This is a genomic window from Streptomyces sp. NPDC003456 (genome assembly GCF_042878735.1).
Classification (GTDB): domain Bacteria; phylum Actinomycetota; class Actinomycetes; order Streptomycetales; family Streptomycetaceae; genus Streptomyces.
On sequence record NZ_JBIAOK010000001.1, the window covers coordinates 912,365 to 932,212 of the forward strand.

Consider the following 19,848-nt stretch of genomic DNA (forward strand, 5'->3'; position numbering starts at 1 on the left):
GGGTAACCGCCGTGCCGTACAGGGAAGTTGAAGACTGGAGGACGACCTCATGGCCGGTACCGCGTCACGCCCCCGGACCGCCGGGCCCGGGACCGAACGACGCCCGCTCCCCCTGCCCGTCCGGCTGCTGGCGATGCTGTGCGCCTTCGCGTTCATGGTGGCCTTCGCCGTGGTGCTGGCCCGGCTGACCCTCCAGCCCTCGCCCGCCTCGGAGGCGCTCACCCACACCAACCTCCAGCCCGGCGACTCCCTGAAGGCCTACCTGAACCAGCCCGAACTGCGCGACGCCTTCCGGCAGGTCGGCGGCAACATCCTGCTCGGCGTGCCCTTCGGCGTCCTCGTCCCCGTCGTCGCGCCGCGCACCCGGGGCATCCTGCGCGTCCTGCTGCTGACCGCCATAGTCATGCTGCTGGTGGAGTTCGCGCAGGGCGCCCTGGTCACCGGGCGCGCCTTCGACATCGACGACGTCATCCTCAACACCACGGGCGCGCTGATCGGTTACCTGCTCCTCGGACGGCGGCTCAGCCGCGCGGTGCACGCGCGCAAGCCGCGCGGGGCCGCGGCGCGCAAGAAGGAAGCGGCCGAGAAGGTCTAGGGCGGCCGCCGAGGACAGGCCCCCGCTCGTGATCACTGCACCTAGTGCACGGTCCAGGTGAACTTGTCGCCGCCGACCCAGCGGACCACGTCGGGGTCGTCGAGGTCGTGGACCGTGATGCCGAACGCGGCAGCGGCCATCAGGACGTCGGTGACGGCCTTCGCCTCACCGACGACCTGGCCGTCGATCTCCACGATCCGGAACGGCGGCGTGCCCGGCTGTACCCCGAGCACCATGATCCGGGGGTTCGCCATGTGCGGGCTCGAGATTTCGGTCATGCATCGAGCGTAGAGCGGAACCGGCTCCCGCGCGGGTCCGGGTCAGCGGTCGAGCAGCTCCAGGACCGCCCGCTCCACCGCTCCCTGGGTGGCGGGGCGCCCGAAGTCGCCGTGCTCGCCCAGCCGGGTGAGCGCGGGCGCGATGGTCTCCCCCTGTTCGTACAGCTCGAAGACGCGCGGGTCGATGTAGGAGGCCCGGCAGACGGCCGGGGTGTTGCCCAGGTAGTGGCTGACCTCGCGTACCACCCGCGCCGTCTGGCGGCGCCGGGCCGCGGCCGTCTGCCGCACGGCCTCGGTGGTGACGGCCAGCGCGACGGCGGCGAGCACGGTGGCGTGCCAGGTCCGGAAGTCCTTGGCGGTGATGTCGACCCCGGACAGCCGGCGCAGCGCCTCGTTGAGATCGCTGCTGTGCAGCTCGTGCCAGGCGCGTCCCTCCCAGTACGCCAGCAGCCGCTCCCCGTCGCGCCGGCGGCGCAGCAGCGACCGCACGACGGCGTGGGCGTCCTCGTCGACGAGGGCCCGGACGAGGTCGATGCCGCCCTTGGCGGGGTAGCTGAAGGCGATCTCGCCGCGGCCGCACCGGACGTGCTCGCGCAGCATCGTCGTCAGGCCGTAGGTGCCGTTCCGGCGGGTGTGGCGGTCGCTGCCGATGCGGAAGAAGCCGAGATCCAGCAGGCGCACGGCGCAGGCCGTGACGCGGGGCCGGCTCAGCCCGCGGCCGGCGAGGTCCTCGGCCACCCGGGCGCGCAGGTCGGGCAGGGTCCGGGCGACCTGCCGGACGTGCTCGTGCTTGGCCTGGTCCTGCTGGGCGCGGAACTCCTCGTGGTAGAGGTACTGGCGGCGCCCGGCGTCGTCGGTGCCGACGACCTGGAGATGGCCGTTGGCCCGTCGGCAGATCCACACCTCGCGCCAGGCGGGCGGGATGACCAGGGCCTTGATCCGGGCGAGCTGCTCGGCGTCGGTGAGCGGCCGGCCCTTGGCGTCCAGGTAGCGGAAGCCGCGCCCGTGGCGTACGCGGCGGAACCCGGGCTCCTCGCAGGAGGTGGTGCGCAGTCTCACGGCGGCCCGCTCAGGGACGTCGCCAGTCGTGGCCGGGCAGGTGCGAGCCGGCCTGCGGACCCATCCGGAGCATGCCGCCGTCCACGCTCCAGGAGGCGCCGGTGACGTACGAGGCGTCGGGGCCGGCGAGGAAGGCGATGACGGCGGCGACCTCGCGGGCGTCACCGGGCCGGCCGAGCGGGATGCCCGGGCGGCTCTCGGTGTGCGGGTCGGTGTCCTCCTGCCCGGTCATGGGCGTGGAGATCTCGCCGGGTGCGACGGCGTTGACGGTGATGCGGTGCTCGGCGAGTTCGAGCGCCATCACCTGCGTGAGCAGCCCGAGGCCGCCCTTGGCGGCGCAGTAGGGCGCGGCGCCCACGCGCGGCTGGTGCTCGTGCACGGACGTGACGTTCACGATCCGGCCGCCGTCGCCCTGCCCGATCATGCGGCGGGCGGCCTTCTGCCCGCACAGGAACGGCCCCACGAGGTCGACGTCCAGCACCTCGCGCACGTCGGACAGCTCCAGGTCGAGGAACGGGGTCATGGTGCCGGTGCCCGCGTTGTTGACCAGCACGTCGATCCGGCCGAGCCGCTCGCACAGGTCGTCGACGGCGTCGGCCGCCTCCGGCAGCCGGGTGAGGTCCACCCGGGCGACCTCGGCGCGCCGCCCGTGCGAGCGGACCTCCTCGGCCGTCTCCTGCGCGCCCTTGTCGTCGCTGTGGAAGGTGATGCCGATGTCCATGCCCGCCTGCGCCAGCCGTACGGCGGTCGCGCGGCCGATGCCGGAGTCGGCGCCGGTGATCACGGCGACCTTGGCGGGTGGCGCGGTGGGGTCGGACATGGCGGGCCTCCTGTCGACGCGGTCGTGACGAGGGCGTTGCAGTACCCGGGGGTGATCGGCGCAAACCGCGGGGGTCCGTCGTGCGGGCCGCCGGACGCTGGGGAACCCTTGAGGAGGAGGTGGCGATGGACCCCGTCGAGGCACTGGAGCGGATCGCCTTCCTGCTGGAGCGGTCCCTGGCACCGACCTACCGCGTGCGCGCCTTCCGCACGGCCGCCCGGGTGCTGAAGGACCTGGGCGAGGACGAGGTGGCGCGGCGCGCGGCGGACGGTTCGCTGGAACGGCTGAAGGGCGTGGGCCCCAAGACGGCGCAGGTGGTCCGGGAGGCGCTGGCCGGACAGGTGCCGGGCTACCTGGAGAAGCTGGAGGGCGAGGCGCACGAGCCGCCCGCCGTGCGGGGCGGGCAGCGGCTGCGGGCCCTGCTGCGCGGGGACTGCCACCTGCACTCCGACTGGTCCGACGGCGGCAGCACCGTCGAGGAGATGGGCCGGGCGGCGGCGGCGCTGGGCCACGAGTGGGCGGTGCTCACCGACCACTCGCCGCGCCTGACGGTCGCGCGCGGTCTGTCGCCGGAGCGGCTGCGCGAGCAGCTCGACGTGGTGGCGGGACTGAACGAGCAGTGGGCGCCGTTCCGGCTGCTGACGGGCATCGAGTGCGACATCCTCGAGGACGGCTCCCTCGACCAGGATCCTGAGCTGCTGGAACGGCTCGACGTCGTGGTGGTCTCGGTCCACTCCAAGCTGCGCATGGACGCCCGCGCGATGACCCGGCGGATGGTGGCCGCCGTGCGCAATCCGCACGCCGACGTCCTGGGGCACTGCACGGGCCGTCTGGTGACCGGGCGGGGGCGGCCGGAGTCGGAGTTCGACGCCGACGAGGTGTTCGCGGCCCTGGCGGAGACCGGCACGGCCCTGGAGATCAACAGCAGGCCGGAGCGGCTGGACCCGCCGCGGCGGCTGCTGCGCCGGGCCGTGGACGCGGGGGTGCTGTTCTCCGTCGACACCGACGCGCACGCGCCCGGGCAGCTGGACTGGCAGATCAACGGATGCGCCCGGGCGGAGGAGTGCGGGGTGCCTCCCGAGCGGGTGGTGACGACCTGGTCCCTGGAGGACCTGCTGGCCTGGACGCGTGAACGGCGAGTGCCGGCGGCCTGACGTGGTACCCGCGGGGCCGGAGAGGAAGGAACCGCATCCATGGAACGCGCTGCCGTGTTCGACGTCGACGGCACCCTGGTCGACACCAATCATCTGCACGTCGTCGCCTGGTGGGAGGCTTTCCGGCAGGCGGGGCACCACGTGCCGATGCACGCCGTCCACCGGGCCGTGGGCCTGCCGTCCACCGACCTCGTCGCCCACCTGCTGGGCGACGACCGGGACGAGGACCAGGACGCGGACATCAGCGCCGGCCACAAGGCGCTGTACGGGCAGTACTTCGACCGGCTGCCCGCGCTGCCCCGGGCCGGGGAGCTGCTGCGGCGGCTGCACGGGAACGGCTGGACGGTGGTGCTGGCCACGTCGGCGGGCGGCGCGGAGCTGAGCGCGCTGCGCCGGGCGATCGACGCGGACGACGCCATCGCCGCCACGGCGAGCGCCGACGACGTCCGGGAGGGCAAACCCGACCCCGAGCCCGTCGAGCACGCGCTGGAGCTGGCTGGGGTGCCGGCCGAGCGGGCCGTGTTCGTCGGCGACACCGTCTGGGACATGCAGGCGGGCAGCCGGGCCGGGGTCCGCTGCGTGGGGGTGCTGTGCGGCGGCATCCCCCGCGCGGACCTGGAGAAGGCCGGCGCGGACGCCGTCTACGCCGATCCCGCGCACCTGCTGTCCGCCCTCGACGGCAGCCCGCTGGCGTGAGCCGGGGTGACAGGCCCGGCCGGACGGATACCCGCAGCCGATGACGCGTGTGAGGAGTGCGCTCAGGCGGACGGCGGGGGCCGTCCGCCCGAGCACGGACAGCGGTACGGCGGACGGCACGGAAGGAGCGGCGGGCCCGCGGGCCGGGGCGGCGGCCCCGGCCGGAAACCCGCGCGAGCCGGAGCACCGGGCGGTTGCCCTGCGGCCGGTGGACGCCGTACGGCGGGACGCCCGCAGCGCCCGGGACGCGGTCCGCGCGGCCTGGCGGGGGCCCGGGCGGGAACGGGACCTGGTCATCCAGTCGCTCAAGGCCGCCTTGGCGGCGGTGATCGCCTGGCTGGTCGGCGGGGTCTGGATGGACGATCCGCTGGCGCTGATGGCGCCGTGGGTGGCCCTGGTGCTGGTGCAGGCCACGATCTACAGCTCCCTGATGCAGGGTGCGCGGCAGTTCGGCGCGATCTGCGTGGGCACCGTGCTGGCCTCGGCCGCGCAGGCGGTCACCGGCGACACGACCGCCGCGATCGCCCTGTCCGTGCCCGTGCTGATGCTGCTGGCGAACTGGCAGCGCTTCGGGGACCAGGGCATCTACGCGGCGACGACGGCCCTGTTCACCATCGCCGCGGGCACGGTGAGCCTGGCCGGGGTCGGCCACCGGGTCGGTCAGGCCGCCGTCGGCGCCGTCATCGGCGTGGCCGTGAACGCGCTGATCCTGCCGCCGATCCATCTGCGCGACGTACGCGAGAACCTGGTGGCGCTCGCCCGTGAGGTGGGGGACGTCCTGCACACGGTCGCCGGTGATCTGCGCGAGGGCGAGTGGGACGGGCAGACCGCCGCCGGCTGGGTCGGCGCCGCGGCGAGGCTGGACCACCGGCTGGGGGCCCTGCACTCGGCGCGCCGCTGGAGCCAGGAGAGCCTGCGGCTGACGTCGGGGCCACTGCGCGCGCTGCACCGCGTCCCGCACGCAGCGGCACTGCCGCCGGTGGAGGAGGACGAGCGGCTCGGCCGGATCACCGGGCACGTCACCGCGCTGACCCGGGCGCTGGCCGTCTCCGTGGACGACGAGCGGACGCCGGCCCCGCCCGGGGGTGAGGCGCTGCGCTCCTACGCGCGGCTGCTGGAGCTGATCGGGGACGCCTGCCGGGCGCAGGCGGAGAACCTGAGCGAGGGCAGCCTCGTGGGCCGGCCGGACGAGGAGACCGAGAAGGCCATGCGGGAGCTGCACGAGGAACTGCAGGACCGGCTGCGCCGGCACGCCGAGGAGGGCGCGGAGCGGACGGCGGTGCTGGGGACCCTGCTGCTGCAGGCGGAAAACCTCTGGGCGGAGACCGTTCCCCCCGTCGAGGAGCCGTGACGCAGCTCACGGGACTCGGGGCCCGGACGCGGAACACCCGAGGGTGGTTCGCCGTTGAACAACACGTGGGTGCGGACGGGACAGTGTCCCCGGGCCTCACCATTCGCCCACAGGGACGATCGTTCGGCTGAAGCCCTGTGGAGCCTTTCGCCGAGAGGCGACCGCCGTGCGTGCCCACCTCAGTGCCGCCCCGGCCGTGATTCCCCCGTCGCGGCCGGGGCTTCCTCGTGTCCGGGGCTTCCACGTGTCCACGTGCAATCCCTCCCACCCGGGTACTCGGTCGGCTCCCGCGGAACCGCGCGGCCGAGAGGAGCCAGAGGTGAGCAGTACAACGGGCATGAGGGCGGTCGTCACGGGCGCCACGGGCAACGTGGGCACGAGCGTGGTGCGTCTTCTCTCCGAGGATCCGGAGGTCGGCTCGATCCTGGGGCTGGCCCGGCGGCTGCCCGACTGGTCGCCGCCGAAGACGGACTGGGACGCGGTCGATCTGGCCTCCGAGCGGTCCGGCCTGGTCGAGCGGTTCCGGGACGCCGACGCGGTGGTCCATCTGGCCTGGGCGTTCCAGCCCACCCACGATCCGGCCACGACCTGGCGCACCAACGTGCTCGGCAGCATCCGCGTGTTCGAGGCGGTCGCGCAGGCCGGGGTGCCGGCGCTGGTGCACGCCTCGTCGGTCGGCGCCTACTCCCCCGGGCCGAAGGACCGGGCGGTGGACGAGTCCTGGCCGACGCACGGCTGGCCGGACGCCGCGTACTGCCGGGAGAAGGCGTATCTGGAGCGGGCGCTGGACATCTTCGAGCGCGACCACCCCGGCACGCGCGTGGTGCGCATGCGGCCCGCCTTCCTGTTCAAGTGGGAGTCGGCGAGCGAGCAGCGCCGGATCTTCGGCGGCAAGTTCCTGCCCGGGCCGCTGGCCCGCCCGGACCTGCTGCCCTTCCTGCCCGACGTCCCGGGGCTGCGGATGCAGGCGCTGCACACCGACGACGCGGCGCACGCCTACCGGCTGGCCGTGCGTCAGGAGGTCCGGGGCGCCTTCAACCTGGCCGCCGAGCCCGCCGTGGACGCACGGCTGCTGGGCGAGATGCTCGGGGCGCGCCCGGTGCGGCTGCCGCGCACGGCTGCCCGTTCGGCGATCGCCGCCGCCTGGGGCCTGCACCTGCTGCCCGCCTCCCCGCACCTGTTCGACGCGGTGCTGCGGCTGCCCCTGATGGACTCGGCCCGCGCCCGCGCGGAACTCGGCTGGGAGCCGCAGCGCACCGCGACGGAGGTCCTGGAGGAGTTCCTGCGCGGGATGCAGCAGGGCGGCGGCGCGAGGACGGAACCGCTGCGGGGACGCAAGGTGGGCTGATCCCGGTCCCGGCCGGGACCGCCGCTGCCCCCCGAGCGGCGGTCCCGGCCGACGTGCCCGGCCGCGGACATGCCCGGGGGCCGCAACCGACCCCCACAGTCGGCTGCGGCCCCCGGGGTTCTGCCCTCCGCGGCTCAGCCGGAGGGCTCGTCGGGCACCGGGTGCTCGGTCTGCTCCGTTCCCGAGCTGGGTGCCCCTTGCCGGCCCGTCCCCGCCTCGTCCGTGTCGGGGAGGTCGCCGGCCGGTTCGCGGGCGTCGTCGGCCGGGCCCTCGTCGTTCGCGCTCTCGTCGTCCGCGTCGCCCTTCGCGTCGGCCGAGAAGCGCGGTGCGACCTCCCAGGGGTCCTCGCCGGCGTCGGCCTGCTGGTCCGGCATGTCCCGCGGAATGGGCTCACCGTTCTCGCCGGGTGCGTCGAGGCGGTGGTCGGTCACGGCGTACTCCCTTCGGTGGTCCGGCGTCACGCGGGTACCCCGCGTCGAGCTGCGCAACCTCGGCGCGGCGCCGGCTTTCCGTGACGCCGTGCGTCCCGGCCGTACGCCTCGGCGCGGCGCCCGCCTCCGTGAAGCCGTACGCCTCAGCGCGGCGCCCGTTCCTGCAGTGCGGTGCGCCAGGCCGGGAGCGGGTTCTCCGGTTCGGGGTCCGGGCGCCGGCCGCCGCGGGCGAAGAAGTCGGCGAGCGGCAGGATGGCCGCGCCGACCGTGACGGCGTCCGGCCCGAGCCGGCCGAGGTCGACGGTCACCTTCGCGGCCGGGTGGCGCAGCGCGTACGACACGGCGTGGCGGCGTACGGCCGGCAGGAAGCGGGAGCCGAGCGCCAGGCCCGCCCAGCCGCCGATGAGGATGCGCTCGGGCTGGAACAGGTTGATCAGGTCCGACAGGCCGGCGCCCAGGTACTCGGCGGTCTCCTCCAGCACGGCCAGGGCGACCGGGTCGGGCTCCTCCCCCGCGGGCGGGTAGGCCGCGGCGAGCATCGCCGTCAGGGCGGTCTCCTCGTCGGCGCCCTCCGGGGCCGGGCCGCCCTCCTCGCGCCAGCGGGCGAGCAGCGACTCGGCGCCGGCGTAGGCCTCCAGGCAGCCGAGCGCCCCGCAACGGCAGCGGCGGCCCCGCACCCGTACGGTCAGGTGCCCCCACTCCACGGCCCGGCCCTGCTCCACGTCCGGGGTGACCAGGCTGGCTCCGACGCCGGAGCCGAACAGCACCACGACGGCGTTGCGGGCGCCGCGCCCGGCGCCGAACCACATCTCGGCCTGGCCGAGGGTCTTGGCGCCGTTGTCGATGACGTAGGGGACGGTGTCCGGCAGCGGGGAGCCGGTGCGCAGCAGCGCCTCCAGCTCGACGGCGTCCCAGCCGATGGTCTGCCCGTGCACGACGGCGCCGCGCTCGGCGGTGCGCTCGACGATGCCGGGGACGCCGATACCGACGCCGAGGAGCCGCTCGGGTGCGAGCCCGGCCGCGTCGAGCACCTCGGCGATGCCGTGGCGGATGTGGTCGACGATGACCTCGACCTCGTAGCGCTGAGGGCTCAAGGGGCGCTCGGCGCGGGCGAGTTCGGTGAGCGTGAGGTCGAACAGCTCGACGCGGACCCGGGTCTCGCCGACGTCCACGCCGATCATGTGGCCGCTGCCGGGGGCGACGCGCAGCAGGGTGCGGGGGCGTCCGCCGTCGCTGTCGACGCTGCCGGCCTCCTCGACCAGCCCGTCGGCGACCAGGTCCGCGACCACGTTGCTGACGGAGCCGGAGCTCAGCCCGGTCGCCGGGCCGAGTTCGAAGCGGCTGAGGGGTCCGTCGAAGTAGAGCCGCTGCAGCACGGCCGTGCGGTTGGCCCGCCTGAGATCGCGCACCGTGCGCCCGTTCCGCCCCGCCATGCGGTTCCCTCCACATCCCCGGTCCGACCTGCAACATACCGTCGGCGCGGGCGCGGCGCGACATTCCTCCACCCCTTATTTCACGGTGTGAGCGAACCGACGTCACGGCCCGGCCGCACGATCCGGCTCGGGGTCGGTCCGCATCCGGCCCCGGCCGCCTCCCCACCGGCCGGTCCGGTCACCGCGCCGCGGCCGCCGCGCCGGCACCGGGAAATCTGTTGGCCCGTGTCCGGAGCCGGTGCCTACCCTGGCCCCGACCCAAACCTAGGACCTCTAGGTTCACCTCGACCGACATCCCAGGAGCCCCTCGTGCGACCCCTCACCGAGCAGGACATCCGCGCCTCGTTCACCAACTGCTCGAAGGGCGAGGCGAAGCGGCTCGCCGTGCCCCGGGACCTCGGCGAGCGCCCCTGGGAGGACCTCGACTTCCTCGGCTGGCGGGATCCGGGGGCGCCGGACCGGAGCTATCTGGTCACCGAGCGCGGGGGGCGGCTCGTCGGGGTGGCGATGCGGTTCCAGCCCGCGCAGCGGGGGTTCCTGCACCGCAGCATGTGCTCGCTGTGCCTGACCACCCACCCGCGGGGCGGGGTGTCGCTGATGACCGCGCGCAAGGCGGGTGCGGCGGGCCGCGAGGGGAACTCCGTCGGGGCGTACATGTGCACCGACCTGGCGTGTTCCCTCTATGTGCGGGGCAGGAAAGTGCCGGAGACCGGGGCGCGGTTCGAGGAGAGCCTCACCCTGGAGGAGCAGATCGAGCGGACCGTGGGTCATCTCGCCGCCTTCCTCGACAAGGTCCACGGCTGACCCTCCTCGGTCGCCCGCGGTTTCCCCCGGCACTAACGTCCTTGGGGACGGGTTCAGGACACCAGGGGAAGGGGAGCAGCCCGAGCATGCGAGAGGCAGTACGGGAGTGGGCGGCACGCGCCACGCGGGTCGTGAAGAAGCGCCGGGACCCCGTCGTGGTCCAGACGCTGCGGTCCGCGACCGCGGCGACGATCGCGTATGTCATCGCGCTGCGGCTGAGCCCCGAGGCGGCGCCGCTCACCGCTCCCCTGACGGCCCTGCTGGTGGTGCAGGTGACGCTCTACGCGACCATCACCAACGGCTTCCGGCGGGTGAACGCCGTGGTGACCGGCGTGCTCGTCGCCATCGCGTTCAGCCTTCTGGTGGGCCTGACCTGGTGGAGCCTCGCCCTGCTGCTCATCGCCTCGCTGGCCGTGGGGCGGCTGGTGCGCGTGGAGGAGTACGTGCCCGAGGTGGCGATCAGCGCCATGCTCGTGCTCGGCGTCACCACCGTCGGCGACACCGCCTGGGCGCGGGTGCTGGAGACACTGATCGGGGCGGGTGTCGGGCTCGCCTGCAACCTGCTGCTGGCCCCGCCGGTGTGGGTGGAGGAGGCCGGTGAGTCGATCGACGACCTGGCGCGCCGGCTGCGTCAGCTGATGCTCCGCATGGGCGAGGAGGCCGCGGGCGGCACCCCCGTGGACCGGGCGGAGGAGCGGCTGTACGAGGCGCGCCGGCTGGACCACGACATCTCCGAGGTCGACGCGGCGCTGCGGCAGGCGGAGGACAGCCTGCGGCTCAACCCGAGGGTGCGCGAGGGCATGCTGCACCGGGTGGTGCTGCGCACCGGCCTGGACACCCTGGAGATCTGCACGGTCGTCCTGCGGGTGCTCGCCCGTTCCCTCACGGACCTGACCAAGGGGCGGCAGCCGAAGCCGCTGCTGGAGCCCGAGACGGGGGCCGTGCTGCAGCAGCTGCTGTCCGAGATCGCCGACGCCGTGGTCAGTTTCTCGGTGCTGGTGACCACCCACCTCAGCGCGAGCGCCGAATCGGCGGAGGAACGTCTCGCCGCCGAGCTGCACACCGCGGCGGGCACTCGGGACAAGCTGGCCGAGCTGCTGCGCGAGGACGCCGGCCGCGACCCGGGGCACTGGCAGCTGCTCGGGGCCGTGCTCACGGAGGTCAACCGGATCCTCGACGAACTGGACACCGAGCACCGCACCCGGCGCCTGTTCGAGGAGCTGGACCGGGTGTCGACGGAGCAGCGCGCCCGGATGCCCCGTCTGACGCGGCTGCGGGAACGGCTGGGCGTCACGGAGCAGATGTGGCGGAACCGCGCCGGGTTCCACGAGCGTTCTCGCTGACGAGATGCCGGTCCGACGCCGGCACCGGAGAGCGAGGGGGCGGGCCGATGGCCGACACGAGCGTGCGGATCGACGGGAACGTGCTGCACTTGCCGGGAGGTGCTGTCGTGCGGTTCATCCGCACCCTGCGCCTGCCGGAGACCGGCACGCATCCGCTGCCGCCTGGCCTGGGCGAGTTCCCGGTCCGGCGCGTGGCGGATTACGGCGACCGGGTGCCCGAGGCGATGCGGGCGCGCGGCGGTGTGATGCTGCCGGTGTATCTGCGCGAGGCGATGTGGCTGAGCTTCGCCGGCACCCCGGAGCCGGCCGCGCTCCAGGTGGGCGTCGGCAAGGTGTGCGCGGTGTCGGGTCGGCCCTGGAGCAACGAACTGGCCCGCGATCCGCAGAACTACGTGGTGCTGCCGCGTCAGCCCTGGCTGGACGGCATCAACTCCGGCACCGGCACGGTGCGTCAGTTCGTGGCCGTCCCGCTCGGCCTGGGCGCCACCGTGGAGGGGCAGGTCACGGGCGAGGAGGTGTGGGGCGGGGTGCAGCTGCAGTCCTTCCCGCTGAACGACGGGGCGCTGGCGCGCTGGCGTGCGGACGAGCGGCGCCGGCGGGAGCAGCTGCCTCCGCCGCCTCCCTTCCCGTACGGCCCCCCGATGCCTCCGGTGCCGCCCGGCTACGGCGGCCTCGACACCGCCGTGCCGGTGTCGGCACCGCCCGCGAGCGGCGGCTTCGGCGCCCCGCCGCCCATGGCGCCGCCGCCCGCGCCCGGAGGCTTCGCCGCCCCGATGCCGATGGCGGCGCCGCCCGCCCCGGGTGCGGCTCCCGCGGCCGGCGCCCCGGCGGGTCCGCCGCGCGCGGCCGCCATGGGCCTGGGCGTCGGGGGTTCCATGCGGCAGGAGGTCTACCGGGACGAGCGGCCGCTGTCGGACTGGGCGGAGCGGCCGGCGGGCCGGGTGTTCGTGCACCTGGTGACGCCGCCGGAGTGGCGCCGCATCACCGGCGAGGCGGCGCCCCCGTCCCCCGTCGACCGGGCCGCGTACACCCGGGCGGGCCTGCCCTGGTTCGACTACTACGACGAGGACGCCCAGGACCTGGCCCCCTCGGACACGCTCCAGGGGGTCAAGCCGGTCGGTGACTGGCTGGGCGACGACCACGAGCCGTGGCAGCAGCCGGCACCGGGACAGACCCACCCCCTCAAGGACGCCCCCGGCAGGCCGGTGTCCGACGGCGACTGGTGACCGCCCGGCGGGCCGTTGTTGCACCGGGCGGGTGATCCGCGCGAGGGTGAGGGCCGCGACCGGGCGAGGGACGAGCCGAGGGGTGACATGGACAGTGGCGGCTGGAGCAGGCGCCGGTTCGCCGGGGCGCTGGCGGGCGCGGCCGCCGCGGTGCTGCTGCCCTCCTGCGACGACGCGCCGGAGTCGCCGGCGGCTCCGGCCGGCGACCCGCGGGCGAGCGCGAGCCCGTCCCGGGGGGCCCGGCGCCCCTCCGGGCCGCGCCCGCTCCTGCTCGGCACGTACACCTCGGCCGAGGGCGGCGGCACGGGCATCGGCCTGGCGGAGTACGACCCGGCGACGGGCCGGATCACCGGCACGGGGACCGTCACCGGTGTGGGTGATCCGTCCTACCTGGCGCTCCATCCGGACCGGCGCACGCTGTACGCGGTCGACGAGCGGGAGGACGGTGCCGTGACCGCCGTCCGGCTGGCCGACCGCACGGTCCTGGGCAGCCGGAGCACCGGCGGCGCGGCCCCGTGCCATCTGTCGGTGCACCCCTCGGGGCGCTGGCTGCTGAGCGCGAACTACGGCTCGGGCAGCGTGGCGGTCCACCCGATCGAGCCGTCGGGGGCCCTCGGCGGGCGCACCGGGCTGGTGACCCACTCCAGCCCGCCGCCCGGCCCGGGCCAGGACGGTCCGCACGCCCACCAGATCGTCACGAGCCCGGACGGCGGCCATGTCCTCGCCGTCGATCTCGGCACGGACAGCGTCTACACCTACCGGCTCGACGAGAAGGCGGGAACGCTCACCGAGGTGGCGCGGGCCCGCACCCGGCCCGGCGCCGGCCCGCGCCACCTGACGTTCCACCCCGGCGGCCGGTACGCCTATCTCGCCGACGAGGTGGACAACACCGTGGCGGTCTGCGCGTACGACCCGGCCACCGGCAGGCTGCGCGTCGGCGCGCCGCAGTCCACCGGCACCGGCCCGGGCACCAGTTACCCGGCGCAGCTCCTGGTCACGCCGAACGGCCGGTACGCCTACCTCGCCAACCGCGGCGACGACAGCATCACCCGGTACGCGGTCGAGGGGGACGGTGCCCGGTTGCGGCTGCTCGACACGGTGCCGGTGGGCGGGGAGTTCCCGCGGCACGTCGCCTTCTCCCCCGAGGGCACGCTGCTGTTCGCGGCGAACCAGAAGTCGTCCACCGTGACCGTCTTCCACGTGGCGCGGAAGGACGGTGGGCTGCGGCGGGCCGGAGAGCCCTTCCCGTCACCGGTCGCCGTCTGCGCGCTGCCGCTGTAGGGGGCGCGGGCAGGACGCGGCGGCCGCCTGGCCGAGCAGGACGTGCATCCGTTCGGTCAGCTGGGCGACGCCGTCGGCGGGCGCGTGGAAGGCGAGGCGCACGTCGCCGTGGGTGCGGACCCGCTCGATGCGCAGGGTCAGTCCGTGCCGGTCGACGGAGAGGGGCTGGACGCGGACCGCCCCGTGCAGGCTGCCGGGTTCGACGAGGCGGGTGAGGCGCTCCACCGCGTCGGCGTGGCAGTCGGCGAGGTGGGTCAGCAGCCGGGCCTCGGCCGTGGTGAGCGGGTCGGGCGCGGCGGCGGCGAAGTCGTCGAGGTCCACGACCACCGCGCCGGACGCCGTGCGCAGCACCACCCGCGTCGGTGTGAAGGCCAGGCGGTCGTCCTCCACGGCGAACCAGCCGGCGAGCCACAGCCGGGCGCGGATCCGGGCGCGTACGGGGACGGGGGCGACGTCGGCGAACTCCAGCACCGCGGACGGCTCGCCACGGGGGGCGCAGATCGCGGCGGTGAGCAGGGCGCTGTCCTCGGGCACCTGCACGAGGACCCGGCCGTCGTCCGTCACCGTGTGCGCACCGACCAGCTCCTCCCGTGTGCTCTCGGCGGTCACCGAGCAGGACCACGCGGCGGCGAGCACCGAGCGGGCCCGCTCCGCCGCCGAGGGAGCCGCCGTCCAGCTGTGGCTGTCGTCACCCATTCCAGACCTCCTTAGGTAAGGCTCACCTAACCTATCGGAGTTCGGAGCGCCGGCCAACCAGGTCCCCTGTTCTTGACCGGATCTTCAGGAAGAGAGAACGCCCAGCAGGGCGCGGGCGCACAACTCGCGCACCTGCTCACGGCTCGGACCGGTGTCGCGCAGCCACTCCAGGCAGACGGCCGTGGTGAAGGCCAGCCAGCCGCGCACGGCGAGACGGATCTCCGGCCGCCCGGCGACGTCCGGCCCGAACTCGGGATCGGCGGCGAGCGCGGCGAGGATCTGCCGCTCCTGCGCCGCGAGCGCCAGCCGGTAGACCCGCCGCACCGCCTGGTCACCGGCCGCGTCCGCACGGTGGAAGGCGCGGTAGCCGTGGGCGTGCGCCCGCACGTACTCCAGGAACGTGTCGAGCCCGTCGGCGAGTTGCTCGCGCACCGGCCGGCCCGGGACCGCCGCGGTCATCCGCAGCATCCGCTCGCTCTCGCGCTCGACGACCGCCGCGAAGAAGTCCCGCTTCGTCGGGAAGTAGTGGTACAGCAGCCCGCGCGAGACCCCCGCGATCTCGGCGACCTGCTCGATCCACACGTCGTCGTAGGGGCTCTCCGAGAACAGCCGCGCCCCCACCGCCAGAAGCTGCTCCCGGCGCTCCTGCGTGCTGAGCCGGCGGCGCGTGCGCCCGCCCTGGTTCGCGGCCATGCCCGCACTTTACTTGACGCCGGTTCAACAGCGGCAGCAGACTGAGGCGCGCTGTTGAACTCGCGTACAACACGGGTGAACACGCCGTCGGATCAAGGGAGATCGCGTCATGCCTGAGGCGCCGGGACGGGCCGGGCGGCCCAAGGGTTTCCGCAGTGCCGAGCTGGACTGGCCGGAGCTGGAGCGCATCCCGCACCCGCCGTACCGCGTCCCGCTCCTCGGTGACGTGCTCGGCGTCAGCCGCAGCACGCCGCTGCAGGACTCGATGCGCCACGCCCGCCGGCTCGGGCCCGTCTTCCGGCGCCGGGTGTTCGGCAAGGAGTTCGTGTTCGTCTGGGGCGGCCGGCACGCGGCCGACCTCGCGGACGAGTCGCGGTTCGCCAAGCACGTGGGGCTCGGGGTCGCCAATCTGCGGCCGGTCGCCGGGGACGGACTGTTCACGGCGTACAACCACGAGCCGAACTGGCAGCTGGCGCACGACGTGCTCGCCCCGGGGTTCTCCCGCGAGGCGATGGCGGGCTACCACCCGATGATGCTGGACGTGGCGCGGCGGCTGACGGAGCACTGGGACCGGGCTGCCGCGGCCGGCCGCGCCGTGGACGTGCCCGGCGACATGACCAAGCTGACGCTGGAGACGATCGCCCGCACCGGGTTCGGCCACGACTTCGGCTCCTTCGAGCGCACCCGGCCGCACCCCTTCGTCACCGCCATGGTGGGCACCCTCACCTACGCGCAGCGGCTCAACACCGTGCCGTACCCGCTGGCCCCGCTGCTGCTGCGCGGCGCGAGCCGCCGCAACGCGGCCGACATCGCCCACCTCGACAGCACGGTGGACGCGCTGGTCCGGGCCCGGCGGGCGAACGGCCCCGGCGACGGTGACCTCCTCGACCGCATGCTGGAGACGGCCCACCCGGAGACCGGCGAACGGCTCGCCCCGGAGAACGTCCGCCGCCAGGTGATCACCTTCCTGGTCGCCGGGCACGAGACGACCTCCGGCGCACTCTCCTTCGCCCTGCACCACCTCTCCCGCCACCCCGAAGCCGCCGCCCGCGCCCGCGCCGAGGTGGACCGGGTGTGGGGCGACGCCGCGGAGCCCGCCTACGACCAGGTGGCACGCCTGCGCTACGTGCGCCGGGTACTGGACGAATCACTGCGGCTGTGGCCCACCGCGCCCGCCTTCGCGCGGGAGGCCCGCGAGGACACCGTGCTCGCCGGGGAGCACCCGATGCGGCGCGGGGCGTGGACGCTGGTGCTGACGCCCATGCTGCACCGGGACCCCGAGGTGTGGGGCGCGGACGCCGAGCGCTTCGACCCGGACCGCTTCGAGGCGGCGGCGGTACGGTCCCGGGCCCCGCACACCTTCAAGCCGTTCGGGACGGGGGCGCGGGCGTGCATCGGCCGCCAGTTCGCCCTGCACGAGGCCACGCTGGTACTGGGACTGCTGCTGCGCCGCTACGCACTTCGGCCCGAGCCGGGCTACCGGCTGCGGGTGACGGAGCGGCTGACGCTGATGCCGGAGGGCCTGCGGCTGCACCCGGAACGCCGCACCGCGGTGCGGGAGCCGGCCTCAGACGCGCGCCGTCCAGTGTCCGGGGCGGGCGGCTGAGCCGGGCAGCCGGGTCCCGGCACTGCCCCGGGCGGCGTTCAACTGCGGCTCGGTGAGGAAGAACGCCCCGGTCAGATCGGCGTCGGTCAGGTCCGCGTCGCGCAGGTCGGCCCCGATCAGGTCCGCGCCCCTGAGGTCGGCCCCGGTGAGGTCGGCGGCGATCAGGCAGGCGCCGCGCAGGTTCGCCCCGCGCAGATCGGCGCCCTTGAGGCGGGCCCCCATGAGGTCCGCGCCCCGGCGGTTCTTCCTGCGGCCCCCGACGCCGGCCCGTGCCAGCTCGCTCGTCCTCAGCAGCAGGACGTCGACCTCCCGGCGGTGCGCCGCGACGTCGAGCGCGGCGAGCTGCTCGGGGGTCCCGCCGGCCAGTTCGCGGGTCCGGTCCAGTGCCCGGCGCAGCTCGGCGTGGACCGGGCGGGCCGCGGGCAGGGTCAGCGCCTCGGTGAGGTACCGGAGCAGTTCGTGCAGCTGCCGGACGACCGGGAACACCTCGAACATGCGGCGGGCGTGCCCGGGCGGCCCGTCCCGCCAGTCCCGCCCGCCGAAGGTGACCTGCGAGACCTGCTGCCCGGCGCCGAAGCAGTCGTAGACCGTGCAGCCGGTGAACCCCTGCTGCCGCAGCCGGGCGTGGATGCCGCAGCGGTGGTCCTCGCCGAGGTTGCGGCAGGGGGTGCCGGCGGCCTTGTCGACGGCGAAGTCCCGCGAGGCGGCGAAGGGCAGGGCGACGCAGCACAGCCCGAAGCACCGCTCGCAGTCGCCGCGCAGTTCCGCTCGCGCGGCGTGATGATCTCGCATGGCGCTCAGCATACGAAACGACGAAACATCAGGTCATCTGCTGAACAGTTCGAACGCCACGGCCGGCCTGCCCCCGAACCGCTCGCCCGCGGTCCGGGCGTGCTGCGTCAGGAACCCGCGCACGTAGGTCTCCGGGTCCTCGTCGGTCAGGACCTCGATGTAGCTGCGGTGCTCCAGCAGGGAGGCCACCGCCCGCTCCATGCCCGGCGACGCGTCCACCGCGTGCGTGGGTTCGGCCGACCCCGCGACCGCGACCCAGCGCACCCCGTCCCAGGGGTCGAGTCCCCGCGCGGCCAGTTCGGGGAAGATCCACCGGTTCCCGGCGTCCCCGGCCGCGTCGAGCGTGGCCCGGCCGACCGCCACGTGGTCCGGGGTGTTCCAGGCGACGCCGCCCCAGGTGTCCCGGTGGTTGAGGGTGATGACCAGTTCGGGGCGGTGACGGCGGATCGCGGCGGCGATGTCGCGGCGCAGGGCGGTGCCGTACTCGATCACGCCGTCCCGGTGGTCGAGGAACTCCACCTCCGTCACGCCGACCACCGCCGCGCTCGCCCGCTGCTCCCGTTCGCGCAGCGGGCCGCACCGCTCCGGTTCGATCGTGTCGATGCCGGCCTCGCCCCGGGTCGCCAGGACGTAGGCGACCTCACGCCCCGCGTCGGTCCAGGCCGCGACGGCCGCCGAGCAGCCGTACTCGAGGTCGTCCGGGTGGGCCACGACCGCGAGGGCGCGCCGCCAGTCGTCCGGCATGGGCTGGAGTTGATCGGTCGTCATGTCCGCAGAGTAGTCCGCACGCCTGCCCGTTCCCGGCGCGTCGTCACGCCTCGTCCCGGGCCAGGGCCAGCAGCCGGTCCAGGACGCGCGGGCCGCCGGCGCGGACGCCGTCGTGCTCGAACTCGTCCGTGACCCAGGTGCGCAGGCCCCGGACGGCCTGTGCGGTGCGCAGCGAGTGCGCCGTGTCGACGTACATGTCGTCGTGGTAGACGGCCGCGGCGACCGGCACCTCGTTGGCGGCCAGGCGGGCCGGGTCGTACAGCGGGGTCCAGCCCGTGTGGGCGGCGAGCAGGTCAGCGGTCTCGCGCAGCGGGCGCAGGGCCGGGTCGGACGCGAACATCCAGGGGTGAATCGATTCTCCGGTGAACAGCAGCGGTTCGTCGCCCGCGAGGGCCTTGGCGGCGTCGAACTGCGGGAACTCGGCGCGGATCCGCTCCGCCGACCAGTCGGTGGGCCGGCCGTCCTGGCCGTAGATCGACTCGTGGACCAGGGCGTACAGCGGGTGGCGGGCGAAGGACACCTGGATCTGGACCTGCTCCAGGAACGCGTCCGACAGGGCGGGGCCCTGCGGGGTGCGGACGAAGGCGTCCTCCAGCAGGTGGTGCAGGCGGTGGGTGCCGTCGCCGGTGCCCAGGAGGATGCCGAGCGACTGGAAGGCCTCGACGGTGAACCGGTAGCCGTTGGGCAGGACCACGTCGTGCGTCAGCAGGTGGTCGGCGATCCGGCGGGCCCGTTCGACGTCCTGCGGGTAACGGGCGTAGTGGGCGGAGACCTTGCGTTCGATACGCGGGTAGGCGGCCCGGTAGACGTCGTCGGCGTGGGCGTCGAGCGAGGGCAGCCCGCCGGTGACCAGGGCGGTGGCCAGCCCTTCCGGGGCCAGGGAGAGGTAGCTGGTCACGCAGAACCCGCCGAAGCTCTGCCCGAGGACCGTCCAGGGCCTGCCGCCCGTGACGTGGACGCGGACGGCCTCGCAGTCGCGGACGATGGAGTCGGCCCGGAAGTGCGTGAGGTAGTCGGCCTGTTCCGCGGGGCCGCCGCGCAGCGGGAGCGTCTGGCGGTTGGCGGGTGTGGAGTGGCCGGTGCCGCGCTGGTCGAGGAGCAGCACGCGGTACTCCTTCAGGGCCCGGCCGAGCCAGCCCGGCCGGCCGACGGAGCGGTCCGCGCCGAAGCCGGGCCCGCCCTGGAGGTAGAGCAGCCACGGCAGGTCCTGGCCGGCCCTGCCGCTCGCGACGGCCTCGCGGGCGTACAGCTCGATCGTCTCGCCCTCGGGTCGGTCGTGGTCGAGGGGGACGGTGAAGCGGCGGTCGGTGAGGACGACTCCGGGCTGGCGGTAGCTGAGGGTCAACAGGGCTCCCGGGACGGACGGATTTGCGGGCCGCGTCCCAGTTCATCACAGGCGACGTCCGGGCGGAGGCCCTTCGATCATGAAATCCTCCTGAACGGCCGTTCAGCCGGGCGCCCGCCTCCGGTGACC

Annotated in this window: 20 protein-coding genes; 10 read left to right on the top strand and 10 right to left on the bottom strand. The window is 74.7% G+C overall.

Features of this window, described 5'->3' with window-relative positions:
- The first annotated feature begins 49 nt into the window (after window positions 1-49).
- Complete coding sequence (locus tag ACFYWG_RS03665; RefSeq protein WP_383511038.1) at window positions 50-595, top strand: VanZ family protein; 546 nt, start codon at window positions 50-52, stop codon at window positions 593-595.
- A 41-nt stretch (window positions 596-636) separates the two neighbouring features.
- Here ACFYWG_RS03665 and ACFYWG_RS03670 read toward each other — a convergent pair whose 3' ends face one another.
- The 3 genes from ACFYWG_RS03670 to ACFYWG_RS03680 are packed head-to-tail and all read right to left on the bottom strand — an operon-like array spanning window position 637 to window position 2,752.
- On the bottom strand, window positions 637-873 hold the full coding sequence (locus ACFYWG_RS03670) for a hypothetical protein (protein ID WP_376330021.1): 237 nt from the start codon (window positions 871-873) through the stop codon (window positions 637-639).
- Window positions 874-915: 42 nt separating this feature from the next.
- On the bottom strand, window positions 916-1,932 hold the full coding sequence (locus ACFYWG_RS03675; RefSeq protein ID WP_389199033.1) for a DNA topoisomerase IB: 1,017 nt from the start codon (window positions 1,930-1,932) through the stop codon (window positions 916-918).
- A 10-nt stretch (window positions 1,933-1,942) separates the two neighbouring features.
- On the bottom strand, window positions 1,943-2,752 hold the full coding sequence (locus tag ACFYWG_RS03680) for an SDR family oxidoreductase (protein ID WP_376330017.1): 810 nt from the start codon (window positions 2,750-2,752) through the stop codon (window positions 1,943-1,945).
- Window positions 2,753-2,877: 125 nt separating this feature from the next.
- Here ACFYWG_RS03680 and ACFYWG_RS03685 point away from each other — a divergent pair, with 125 nt between their 5' ends.
- From ACFYWG_RS03685 to ACFYWG_RS03700, 4 genes are all read left to right on the top strand, one after another.
- Window positions 2,878-3,906, top strand: a complete 1,029-nt coding sequence (locus tag ACFYWG_RS03685) for a PHP domain-containing protein (RefSeq protein WP_389199035.1) — start codon at window positions 2,878-2,880, stop codon at window positions 3,904-3,906.
- Window positions 3,907-3,945: 39 nt separating this feature from the next.
- Window positions 3,946-4,602: an HAD family hydrolase gene (locus tag ACFYWG_RS03690; protein WP_385421312.1), complete on the top strand. Its 657-nt coding sequence runs from the start codon at window positions 3,946-3,948 to the stop codon at window positions 4,600-4,602.
- Window positions 4,603-4,642: 40 nt separating this feature from the next.
- Window positions 4,643-5,953, top strand: coding sequence for an aromatic acid exporter family protein (locus ACFYWG_RS03695; RefSeq protein WP_383511047.1), 1,311 nt, complete (start codon window positions 4,643-4,645; stop codon window positions 5,951-5,953).
- A 319-nt stretch (window positions 5,954-6,272) separates the two neighbouring features.
- A complete protein-coding gene (locus tag ACFYWG_RS03700; protein WP_389199038.1) occupies window positions 6,273-7,301 on the top strand; it encodes an SDR family oxidoreductase in 1,029 nt (342 codons plus the stop codon).
- A gap of 134 nt (window positions 7,302-7,435) precedes the next feature.
- On the opposite strand, the gene ACFYWG_RS03705 is transcribed toward ACFYWG_RS03700, so the two are convergent.
- Together ACFYWG_RS03705 and ACFYWG_RS03710 are read right to left on the bottom strand one after the other, a co-directional pair.
- Window positions 7,436-7,732 (bottom strand): hypothetical protein, encoded by a 297-nt coding sequence (locus ACFYWG_RS03705; protein ID WP_376330010.1) that lies wholly within the window; start codon window positions 7,730-7,732, stop codon window positions 7,436-7,438.
- A 143-nt stretch (window positions 7,733-7,875) separates the two neighbouring features.
- Window positions 7,876-9,165 carry an ROK family protein gene (locus tag ACFYWG_RS03710; protein ID WP_389199040.1) on the bottom strand — a complete coding sequence of 430 codons (1,290 nt, stop codon included), beginning with the start codon at window positions 9,163-9,165 and terminating at the stop codon, window positions 7,876-7,878.
- A 309-nt stretch (window positions 9,166-9,474) separates the two neighbouring features.
- Here ACFYWG_RS03710 and ACFYWG_RS03715 point away from each other — a divergent pair, with 309 nt between their 5' ends.
- The 4 genes from ACFYWG_RS03715 to ACFYWG_RS03730 all read left to right on the top strand — a co-directional run bounded on the left by ACFYWG_RS03715 (window position 9,475) and on the right by ACFYWG_RS03730 (window position 13,819).
- Window positions 9,475-9,969 (top strand): FBP domain-containing protein, encoded by a 495-nt coding sequence (locus tag ACFYWG_RS03715; protein ID WP_383507801.1) that lies wholly within the window; start codon window positions 9,475-9,477, stop codon window positions 9,967-9,969.
- A gap of 86 nt (window positions 9,970-10,055) precedes the next feature.
- Entirely contained in the window at window positions 10,056-11,312 is a 1,257-nt protein-coding gene (locus tag ACFYWG_RS03720; RefSeq protein ID WP_376330006.1) for an aromatic acid exporter family protein, read from the top strand.
- Between the two features lie 47 nt (window positions 11,313-11,359).
- The gene (locus ACFYWG_RS03725) at window positions 11,360-12,538 is read left to right on the top strand and encodes a hypothetical protein (protein ID WP_389199043.1); all 1,179 of its coding nucleotides are present in this window, start codon (window positions 11,360-11,362) and stop codon (window positions 12,536-12,538) included.
- An 87-nt stretch (window positions 12,539-12,625) separates the two neighbouring features.
- Window positions 12,626-13,819 carry a lactonase family protein gene (locus tag ACFYWG_RS03730; protein WP_389199045.1) on the top strand — a complete coding sequence of 398 codons (1,194 nt, stop codon included), beginning with the start codon at window positions 12,626-12,628 and terminating at the stop codon, window positions 13,817-13,819.
- On the opposite strand, the gene ACFYWG_RS03735 is transcribed toward ACFYWG_RS03730, so the two are convergent.
- On the bottom strand, window positions 13,787-14,515 hold the full coding sequence (locus tag ACFYWG_RS03735) for a DUF2470 domain-containing protein (RefSeq protein WP_389199047.1): 729 nt from the start codon (window positions 14,513-14,515) through the stop codon (window positions 13,787-13,789). The two genes, ACFYWG_RS03730 and ACFYWG_RS03735, sit on opposite strands and share 33 nt — an antisense overlap.
- An 84-nt stretch (window positions 14,516-14,599) precedes the next feature.
- Complete coding sequence (locus ACFYWG_RS03740; protein WP_383507812.1) at window positions 14,600-15,208, bottom strand: TetR/AcrR family transcriptional regulator; 609 nt, start codon at window positions 15,206-15,208, stop codon at window positions 14,600-14,602.
- 109 nt (window positions 15,209-15,317) lie between these two features.
- Here ACFYWG_RS03740 and ACFYWG_RS03745 point away from each other — a divergent pair, with 109 nt between their 5' ends.
- Complete coding sequence (locus ACFYWG_RS03745) at window positions 15,318-16,814, top strand: cytochrome P450 (RefSeq protein WP_389199049.1); 1,497 nt, start codon at window positions 15,318-15,320, stop codon at window positions 16,812-16,814.
- On the opposite strand, the gene ACFYWG_RS03750 is transcribed toward ACFYWG_RS03745, so the two are convergent.
- From ACFYWG_RS03750 to ACFYWG_RS03760, 3 genes are read right to left on the bottom strand one after another with little or no spacing between them, the layout of a single operon-like run.
- Entirely contained in the window at window positions 16,776-17,618 is an 843-nt protein-coding gene (locus ACFYWG_RS03750; RefSeq protein ID WP_385417166.1) for a pentapeptide repeat-containing protein, read from the bottom strand. The two genes, ACFYWG_RS03745 and ACFYWG_RS03750, sit on opposite strands and share 39 nt — an antisense overlap.
- A gap of 21 nt (window positions 17,619-17,639) precedes the next feature.
- Entirely contained in the window at window positions 17,640-18,374 is a 735-nt protein-coding gene (locus tag ACFYWG_RS03755; RefSeq protein ID WP_376329995.1) for a PIG-L deacetylase family protein, read from the bottom strand.
- Window positions 18,375-18,417: 43 nt separating this feature from the next.
- Complete coding sequence (locus tag ACFYWG_RS03760) at window positions 18,418-19,719, bottom strand: alpha/beta fold hydrolase (protein WP_389199052.1); 1,302 nt, start codon at window positions 19,717-19,719, stop codon at window positions 18,418-18,420.
- Window positions 19,720-19,848 lie beyond the last annotated feature (129 nt).

Bases quoted from the DNA above. Each gene is read 5' to 3' on its own strand.
- ACFYWG_RS03740 (WP_383507812.1), bottom strand. From the start codon at position 15,208: ATGGCCGCGAACCAGGGCGGGCGCACGCGCCGCCGGCTCAGCACGCAG.
- ACFYWG_RS03745 (WP_389199049.1), top strand. From the start codon at position 15,318: ATGCCTGAGGCGCCGGGACGGGCCGGGCGGCCCAAGGGTTTCCGCAGT.
- ACFYWG_RS03720 (WP_376330006.1), top strand. From the start codon at position 10,056: ATGCGAGAGGCAGTACGGGAGTGGGCGGCACGCGCCACGCGGGTCGTG.
- ACFYWG_RS03735 (WP_389199047.1), bottom strand. From the start codon at position 14,515: ATGGGTGACGACAGCCACAGCTGGACGGCGGCTCCCTCGGCGGCGGAG.
- ACFYWG_RS03730 (WP_389199045.1), top strand. From the start codon at position 12,626: ATGGACAGTGGCGGCTGGAGCAGGCGCCGGTTCGCCGGGGCGCTGGCG.
- ACFYWG_RS03690 (WP_385421312.1), top strand. From the start codon at position 3,946: ATGGAACGCGCTGCCGTGTTCGACGTCGACGGCACCCTGGTCGACACC.
- ACFYWG_RS03725 (WP_389199043.1), top strand. From the start codon at position 11,360: ATGGCCGACACGAGCGTGCGGATCGACGGGAACGTGCTGCACTTGCCG.
- ACFYWG_RS03710 (WP_389199040.1), bottom strand. From the start codon at position 9,165: ATGGCGGGGCGGAACGGGCGCACGGTGCGCGATCTCAGGCGGGCCAAC.
- ACFYWG_RS03750 (WP_385417166.1), bottom strand. From the start codon at position 17,618: ATGCTGAGCGCCATGCGAGATCATCACGCCGCGCGAGCGGAACTGCGC.
- ACFYWG_RS03670 (WP_376330021.1), bottom strand. From the start codon at position 873: ATGACCGAAATCTCGAGCCCGCACATGGCGAACCCCCGGATCATGGTG.
- ACFYWG_RS03665 (WP_383511038.1), top strand. From the start codon at position 50: ATGGCCGGTACCGCGTCACGCCCCCGGACCGCCGGGCCCGGGACCGAA.
- ACFYWG_RS03685 (WP_389199035.1), top strand. From the start codon at position 2,878: ATGGACCCCGTCGAGGCACTGGAGCGGATCGCCTTCCTGCTGGAGCGG.
- ACFYWG_RS03680 (WP_376330017.1), bottom strand. From the start codon at position 2,752: ATGTCCGACCCCACCGCGCCACCCGCCAAGGTCGCCGTGATCACCGGC.
- ACFYWG_RS03695 (WP_383511047.1), top strand. From the start codon at position 4,643: ATGACGCGTGTGAGGAGTGCGCTCAGGCGGACGGCGGGGGCCGTCCGC.
- ACFYWG_RS03755 (WP_376329995.1), bottom strand. From the start codon at position 18,374: ATGACGACCGATCAACTCCAGCCCATGCCGGACGACTGGCGGCGCGCC.